Below are 229 nucleotides of genomic sequence, written 5' to 3' on the forward strand. Positions count from 1 at the left end.
TGATAACGAAACTACACTGACTGCTACACTTACTCTTGAAGATTCTATTGGTCCAGACCTAACGGCTTGTACGGTTGTAGATGAAACCATAGAATGTAATGGAACAGATAATGAAACCATTGCTAACGATTGGAATGCTGCAAACATACTTGCACTACAATCTTGTGGTACAGATAGCTGTGATGCAGATGCGGTCTTTGATGTAACTTCGGATTATGCTTTCACGAAC

At 40.2% G+C, this 229-nt stretch carries 1 protein-coding gene; it reads left to right on the forward strand.

Annotation, left to right across the window (positions count from 1 at the left end):
* A partial coding sequence (locus ACVC3Y_RS06410; protein WP_452226417.1) for a hypothetical protein occupies positions 1-229 on the forward strand: 229 nt, incomplete at both ends.

Source organism: Lacinutrix cladophorae, from assembly GCF_053604645.1.